Here is a 7,603-nt window from a genome sequence, read left to right on the forward strand (position 1 = left end):
TGTGATAAAAATTGATAATTTATCGCCCGAATGCTTCGCCCTTACAGGAAAATAACCTGTGATAAAAATTGATAATTTATCGCCCGAATGCTTCGCCCTTACAGGAAAATAACCTGTGATAAAAATTGATAATTTATCGCCTGAATGCTTCGCCCTTACAGGAGTCAGGAGTAAAACCCTCTTTTAGTGGTAGTTTTATTATCCATTGATTTTCTGGTCAGCCTGTCAAAATCTATAACAACATATAAAAACATAAAATAACACTTTTCCCTATTTCCTGTTCCCTTAAAGACCTTCTAAATAACTTAAAAGGTCTGCCATTTCTTGGGCGCTGGGCTGGAATTTGGGCATGGGAGGAGTTTCACCGCTAATAACTTGATGAATCAATCCATATTGAGATTTGCGTTTCGAGACAGCTTGTAAGCTCGGTCCAACGAGTCCATGAGCTTCCCAACCATGACACCCAGCGCAGTTGGTTTGAAAGATAGCCTTTCCCTGTACTGGGTTGCCTGTCAGTGATAAAACATTTTTGACGTAAGGATCAGAGGTTTGAACTATCTGAACACCAAAAATAGTTACGGGTATGGCTATGAGTATGGCCAAAACCGACAAAGTGATCCACTGACTCCAAGTTTCAGTTTTGATAAGCTGGTTATTCAAGAGTTTGCTTTTACAGTCTAGGTGTACGAAAAACTGTAAGCATTCAGCTATCAGTGTTCAGCAGTCAGCTTTTTAACGGTTAAACTAATAATCACTATTTGAGTAACCGCTAGATGAGCAAATCTTCTGACTCCTGAATCCTGACTTCTGAATTCTTACAAAAAAATATTTCATCTTCTACACATAGCTTAAAATTTCTTGATTCTACCTGCAACCACAGATGAAAATTTTTAGATAGTATTTATAATCCAAAAACGGCTTAGGGCGCTGGATTGATGCGGGATTTGGTAAGATTAAAAACGGGAAACGAAACTTGAAAATTTGTAAAGAGGAGATTTACAGTGGTTGAACCCCTACTCTCAGGTATTGTTCTGGGTCTGATTTTCGTCACTCTTAGCGGACTATTTTACGCTGCCTATAAGCAATACAAGCGTCCTACCGAGTTGGGCGGCTAAGGGTTAATAGCTAGTTCTCGTAGGGGTTTAGCAATGCTAAACCCCTAGTCACATATAGGCGTGTGTGTTTGTATATTAATTTTAATATGTCCGCCCAATTACTTACGATATAGCTGTTTAATTAGTAATTGTCCCCAATTACCAATTACCAATTACCAATTACAAGTCTCAACAGATATGATAAGTATTCAACCGTAGATGATATCACTCGCTTTCCGATACTTCCATTGTTCTGTAAAAAGTTAGTGCTGTGTTGCCATAAACTTTTTGGCGGCTGATTTCCCAAGTTGGGATGATTGGTGGTGTAAAATTAGGACTATGTTCTACTGCTATTTCCCCTTGAGGATCTAAAAGTTGATAGTGAGCGATCGCTTCTAAAACAGGCTCATATAAACCACTGGCATAAGGTGGATCAAAATATATTTTGTCAAATTTTTGACCTGATAATTTTTTTAATTGTTGCAGGACATTTCCCCGCAATAATTGAAATTTTTGTTCATTATTCGCTATCTGCTGCCAATTTTGTTGAATAATGGCACAGGCTCGACTTGCTTGTTCAATTCCTACTACTAAACAGGCTCCCCTACATAAAGCCTCTGCACCCATTGAACCACTACCGGCACATAAATCTAACCAGCGACAATGATCAATTTCTCCCTGCCAAATATTAAAAACGGCCTCCCGTACTCGCGCACTGGTGGGTCTAGTCTCTTGCCCTGGTAAAGTTTTTAACAGACGATTCCCGTAAATTCTTAAACTCATTAATTAGTCATTGATCATTAGTTATTAGTCATTAGTCATTAGTCATTAGACAACTGACGACTAACAAAGAAAGCAAATTTTTATTAAGCAGGGATTTTTTCACGGACTTGAGCCACAAAATTAGATAAAACTTGCAATCCAATATTAGAGGATTTTTCGGGGTGGAATTGAACCGCCATGAGATTTTCATGAGCGATCGCTGCTGTCACAGTTTGACTACCATGAGTCACTGTTGCTGCTCTAATTTGCGGTTCAGTTGGTTCAACATAGTAGGAATGGACAAAATAAACCCAAGGTTGATGGGGTAAATGTTCCCACAAAATGCTTCTTGGTTGAGTCAGTTGCAGTTGATTCCAACCCATGTGGGGAATAGCTATTCCTGGTTCTGGACGAAATCGCCGCACTTTTCCCCGTACTATTCCTAGTCCTGGTTGAGTTCCTTCGGCGCTAGATTCAAATAAAATTTGCAGTCCTAGACAAATACCTAAGAACGGTTTACCAGATGCGATCACATCTTTAATTGGTTGTTCTAAACCGCGTGAACGTAAATGTTGCATGGCAGGATCAAAAGCTCCCACTCCTGGCAAAACTATAGCATCTGCTTGTTCTAACTCCTTGGCAGAATAAGTTACTTTAGGAATTGCACCAGCTTTTTCTAAACCTTTACAGACTGAGTGCAAATTTCCCATATCATAATCTACGACCGCAATGACTGGCATTTACTTGCTCCTTGTAAATTTATTAGGGAAGCATTTATATTCTAATTCTAAATAATATTCTAAATAATATTTATTATGCAGAAAAAAATATTATTAACTTCTTTTGACACTTGGCTGAGTGAACAACAGTCAAATTCTTCTGATGACTTGTTACTCGAACTAGCCAAAATGGCTGATATCTATCATGACTTAACTTTTTTGCGACGATTACCTGTAGATGTTCCCCTTGCCAGTTCTCGCGTCATTGCCAAAATCAATGAACTCAAACCAGATTATGTTATCTGTTGTGGTATGGCTGCTAGTCGGCAAAATTTAAGTGTGGAAGTTGTTGCTAGTAGCGAGTCTATACAGACTACTGATATTTCATTTAGAGATGGTGGAGAAAATTTTGGGATAATAACTTTGCACACAATTGTTAATGTTGAACAATTAATAGCTGAGACAGCGGCAGTTGAGATTAGTTACGACTGTGGTAAATTTGTGTGCGAAGGTCTTTATTATTCAGTGTTGGACTACTTGAATCAATCTCAACTACCCATTCCTTGTATTTTTGTCCATGTTCCGATTTTGCATCAAGAAAATTTGCTAGACATTCTTGCTGATTTTGTTTTAATCATGAATAATTTGGTTATTTTTGAATCAAGGGAACAGGGAACAGGGAATAGGGAATAGGGAATGGGGAATGGGGAACAGTAAATCATAAACTCCACTCACTAATAACTGTTAACTGTTAACTGTCACCTGTCACCAGTCACCAGTCCCCAGTCAGTTATAAATTTTGAATTTTAAATTTCCTATGTTGTCAGCATTACTCGGTTTGACTCTCGCGCAAGCAACTCCAACCGCACCACCACCAGAAGAAGTGGTAATACCTCAAGAGGTGCGAGCTTTACCAGGCAGGTTGGATACTGTTCCAGTATTTAATAGTAATAGTCCAGAATTGGTATTAAAGGAAGGTATTTTACTTTCTACCTTTCCTTCAGAGGATAAAAAAGTACCTACTGCACATTTAAACTTTCCTTTTCAGGGGCGGTTTGATGTCTTTTCCCATCATATTGCTAGAGCAGAACCACCAGAAGATTTACGTTCTCTTTACCACGGAATAATCTTACATAACCCTGGTACTACACCGGTAACTGTGAATATATTGCAAGGTGCAAGTTATTTAAGTCAACCAGATGCACCTTTTTTACCATTAGATTCTTTTATTCCTAATGATGCGGGAAATGTGTTTGCAGGTCCGGGTAGTAGGGTGATGTCTGATATTTTGAGAGGGAGAAGACAAAATATTTTCCCAGCGCAAATAGTCATTCCTCCTGGGGAAAGTCAGATGTTATTAAATTTACCTATTCCCGTGCGAGAATTGACACCACCTTTAAATGGTCGTTCTACTTATATGCGTTTGCGGAGTAATGGGACGGTGTATGCTGCTAGTTTAGCGATGTTTGCAAAAACTAATGCTGATGGTAGTGAACGAGTGCCAACTTTAGCAGAATGGGAAGATTTATTAAAGAATGGTGATTTATCAACACCGAGAGATAAAACCCCGACTCCCATACAGGGAACTGGTAAACCTGCAATTTATGGAAGAGTTGCGGGTGTGTCCCGTGGGTCACAATGGCGATCGCTTTTAACAGATAATTCTAACAGCAGGTATTTAACTATTCCCCAACCTGGTCAAGCTTTTTCTTATGCTTTAAGTTCTTTACATGGGGGAACTTTTGGTACAGGTCAAATTCAAACAGCACCGATGTTAGTGCGTTATCCTGATACAGCTTATTTTGCACATGGTAATTATGGCATTCAATATAGTTTAAGGTTGCCTTTGTTGAATAATTCCCAAAGTGCAAAAAATGTCACTGTATCTCTGCAAACTCCCATTAAAGAAAATGAGTTAACAAAATCAGGTTTAAGGTTTTTTACAACTCCTGCGCGTCAGGTTTTCTTTAGGGGAACTGTCCGAGTTCGTTATCGAGATGATCAGGGTAAACCGGCGACTAAGTTTGTACATTTAGTGCAAAAAAGAGGTGAACCTGGTCAACCTTTGGTGTCTTTAAATATGAAACCAGGGGATAATTCTTGGGTAGAGGTTGATTTTCTTTATCCTCCTGATGCTTCTCCTCCGCAGGTTTTGACGGTTGCGACACAGGAGTAATTTAGGTGACAGGTGACAGGTGACAGGTGACAGGTGACAGGTGACAGTAAATAGTTCATTACTTATTACCTATTCTCGTTATTCTCGTTCCCAGTCTCCAGACTGGGAATGCAGTTTTAGAGTCTCTGACTCTACTATAAACGTTTGTTGTCAGAATCAGGATGTCCAGGATTTGAGGATTTACAGGATTAAAGGATTTTCGGTTTAGTCTTTAGTGCTTGGTGCGATCGCTTTGCTCTGGACTTTAGACTAAAAGAGAGCGATCGTTAGTGAAAGGGACTGCAAAAAAATTAAGGGATGCCTGTAAGAACAGACACCCCCATAGCGGAAAATGAAAAAAGCACAACTAATTCTCATATAACCGCTATGGATGTTTTTACACAACTTATGGAATTCCGTCAAGCAGCTTATGATTGTTTATGTAGGGCAAAAGACGCAACATTTGAAATGACGGATGCAATATTGCTGACACGCAACGCCTACAGTCTGGCAGACTTATCACTGTCTCCAGTATTTCGTCGTAAGTGGTCAAGTATTTATGAAACAACACAGGATACCAGACCACAACGCAATAAATTGATGAAACTGTACAATCAAAAGATACCAAAACAAGGACGTATAATTTTGGGAGGAGACCACACAGCGTGGTCAAGACCAGATGCTCCCACCCTGAAAGAGAGAACCTACGAACACTATGCCCAAGGAGGAAAAGGAGGTCATCCTGTTACCCCTGGATACGGATACAGTACCATAGCGTGGATACCAGAAACAGAAGGGAGTTGGGCATTACCACTCAGACATGAAAGAATTACAAGTTGGGAAAATCCTATAGACAAGGCGGTATGGCAGTTAAAACAGGTATGTCAAGAATTACCATCAAGACCAATCACACTATGAGACATTGAATACGGATGTGCGCCATTCGTGATCAAAACGGCTGAGATTAATGCAGATAAACTGATGCGCTTGCGTTCCAACCTGTGTTTATGGGGAGAACCACCACAATATTCAGGTCGGGGAAAACCAAGAATACACGGTGATAAATTTAAACTCAATGATGAAAGTACCTGGTCTGACCCAGAACAAACTATTGAACTTGAAGATAACAAACTGGGTAGGGTGAGGATTCGTCTGTGGACAAAAAAGCATTTTCGTCTTTCTCCACACCATCCGATGTCAATTATACTGGTGGAAAGACTTCAAATTGATGGTTCACCACGAGTTCTTAAACCAATGTGGTTGGCTTTTGTCGGTGAAGAAATGCCACCTCTAAATGAAGTTTGGAAACTGTACTTGCGACGCTTTGCTGTTGACCATTGGTATCGGTTTATTAAACAACGCTTGCATTGGACGCTACCAAAATTATCAACTCCCCAACAATGTGACCGATGGAGTGACTTAATGCCGCTCATCACTTGGGAGTTATGGCTGGCTCGTGATATCGTCAATGATCATCCTCTCCCGTGGCAGAAACAAATCACTAAACTTACCCCTGGAAGGGTTGCACAAGCGATGCCTGGGATTTTAGTCAGGGTTTCCACTCCTGCCCAACCGCCAAAACCACGGGGTAAATCTCCCGGCTGGAAGACCGGACAGAACAGACAACGTAGAATTCGCTATCCTATCGTTAAAAAGCGTACTTTACCTTCACGTAAAGCCCAGCCAAAAACTGCTTGATTTCTCATTTTTTGAATTTTTTACTTTGCTTTTTTTCAACTCAGCTTCCCTGAGTCATTTTGTGTTTTTAGTCTAAAGTTCAGTTTTAAGACAACCTCTAGGAGAGCCATTATTTTTCCCTATTCCCAGCATTTATTTGCATAATAGCGATTGACAAGTAGAATAAAAGACACTAACTAACAAATTTGCGGCTTGTGGAAAAAATTCATGTAGCTAAAAAGACGTTAGGCTAGATGCGATGGGTGAAATATTTATACCTATTGCCTGGAAATAACAACCCATGCTAACAAAAACACCAAACACCAGCGGCGAATTGGCCACCAACTTATTAGTCCATTATAGTTTTGACCTCAATGGGTATAGTGCCAGTGAGTTAATTAACCATTGGCGAAAAGACTACCCGCTTGATTGGCTACATTTAGCAGTTATTGAAGCTCTGTATCAAGGACGCTATAAAGCGATATCAGTACAACAAATATTAACCTTTTGGCAAAGGCGTGGGCAGGTGTCTCATCATTTCAACATGGAATTTGAACGGATGATTTGTAGCAAATTTCCAGAAAGTCTAACCAAAACATCTGCACCCGTTTTACCAGCCATACCACAAGCAACGCCAATGCACCCAGCCAAGACGACCCAAAAATTACCTGCTTCATCTAGTAATTATTACATCGAGAGTCACACTGCATCAGGATATCAAGGAGATCAAGAACAACAAGTTCGAGCATTAACAACCCCCTCGTTTAAAGTTGCTGCGGATACCAGTAAGAGACAGTTAGCCGCATCTGTGAGTCAAAAGCTCATGACTCAGGGAACTTTATCTACACCTAAGGAACTACCCCAATTAATGCCAGCAAATGCCAATAATCCCCCAATTGGACAATTTACTCCCCAAAGGAGCGATCGCTCTGATTCCTTTACATCTAAACTCAAAGCCATGACTAGCGAACAGCCAGAATTTACTATTTAGGGGACTGGTGATTGGTGATTGGTGATTGGTGACTGGGGAAGATTAATAACCCAATGCCCAATGCCCAATGCCCAATTAATTAGGGTTTGCTGATAGCGTAGCGTGGCGTTAGCCATATAAATCCGAAAACTTTACAGGTAAAGGGTTTTAGCTATTTTGACTTGTACTGAGCGACTTGTACTGAGCCTGTCCTGAGCCTGTCCTG

Annotated in this window: 9 protein-coding genes; 6 read left to right on the forward strand and 3 right to left on the reverse strand. The window is 40.2% G+C overall.

Annotation, left to right across the window (positions count from 1 at the left end):
- Positions 1 to 285: 285 nt before the first annotated feature.
- Positions 286 to 660: a cytochrome c gene (locus H6F47_RS01765; RefSeq protein ID WP_096571060.1), complete on the reverse strand. Its 375-nt coding sequence runs from the start codon at positions 658 to 660 to the stop codon at positions 286 to 288.
- A gap of 341 nt (positions 661 to 1,001) precedes the next feature.
- On the opposite strand from H6F47_RS01765, the gene petG reads away from it, so the two are divergent.
- Positions 1,002 to 1,115 (forward strand): cytochrome b6-f complex subunit V, encoded by a 114-nt coding sequence (gene petG / locus H6F47_RS01770; RefSeq protein ID WP_013191177.1) that lies wholly within the window; start codon positions 1,002 to 1,004, stop codon positions 1,113 to 1,115.
- A gap of 204 nt (positions 1,116 to 1,319) precedes the next feature.
- Here the strand turns inward: petG and rsmD are convergent, their stop codons facing one another.
- Together rsmD and hisH are read right to left on the reverse strand one after the other, a co-directional pair.
- The gene (gene rsmD, locus H6F47_RS01775) at positions 1,320 to 1,877 is read right to left on the reverse strand and encodes a 16S rRNA (guanine(966)-N(2))-methyltransferase RsmD (protein ID WP_137669303.1); all 558 of its coding nucleotides are present in this window, start codon (positions 1,875 to 1,877) and stop codon (positions 1,320 to 1,322) included.
- A gap of 83 nt (positions 1,878 to 1,960) precedes the next feature.
- Entirely contained in the window at positions 1,961 to 2,596 is a 636-nt protein-coding gene (gene hisH / locus H6F47_RS01780; RefSeq protein WP_096571064.1) for an imidazole glycerol phosphate synthase subunit HisH, read from the reverse strand.
- A 75-nt stretch (positions 2,597 to 2,671) separates the two neighbouring features.
- On the opposite strand from hisH, the gene H6F47_RS01785 reads away from it, so the two are divergent.
- The 5 genes from H6F47_RS01785 (at position 2,672) to H6F47_RS01800 (ending at position 7,398) form a co-directional block, all read left to right on the forward strand.
- Positions 2,672 to 3,268: a peptidase C15 gene (locus tag H6F47_RS01785; RefSeq protein ID WP_137669302.1), complete on the forward strand. Its 597-nt coding sequence runs from the start codon at positions 2,672 to 2,674 to the stop codon at positions 3,266 to 3,268.
- Between the two features lie 124 nt (positions 3,269 to 3,392).
- Entirely contained in the window at positions 3,393 to 4,751 is a 1,359-nt protein-coding gene (locus H6F47_RS01790; RefSeq protein ID WP_190346871.1) for a DUF3370 domain-containing protein, read from the forward strand.
- Between the two features lie 297 nt (positions 4,752 to 5,048).
- Positions 5,049 to 5,648 carry a transposase gene (locus H6F47_RS27690; RefSeq protein WP_242027309.1) on the forward strand — a complete coding sequence of 200 codons (600 nt, stop codon included), beginning with the start codon at positions 5,049 to 5,051 and terminating at the stop codon, positions 5,646 to 5,648.
- 27 nt (positions 5,649 to 5,675) lie between these two features.
- Positions 5,676 to 6,428 (forward strand): hypothetical protein, encoded by a 753-nt coding sequence (locus H6F47_RS27695; protein ID WP_347239058.1) that lies wholly within the window; start codon positions 5,676 to 5,678, stop codon positions 6,426 to 6,428.
- A 280-nt stretch (positions 6,429 to 6,708) separates the two neighbouring features.
- Positions 6,709 to 7,398, forward strand: coding sequence for a hypothetical protein (locus H6F47_RS01800; RefSeq protein ID WP_190348506.1), 690 nt, complete (start codon positions 6,709 to 6,711; stop codon positions 7,396 to 7,398).
- Positions 7,399 to 7,603: the final 205 nt, after the last annotated feature.

The organism is Sphaerospermopsis sp. FACHB-1094 (genome assembly GCF_014696195.1).
GTDB classification, from domain to species: Bacteria; Cyanobacteriota; Cyanobacteriia; order Cyanobacteriales; family Nostocaceae; genus Sphaerospermopsis; species Sphaerospermopsis kisseleviana.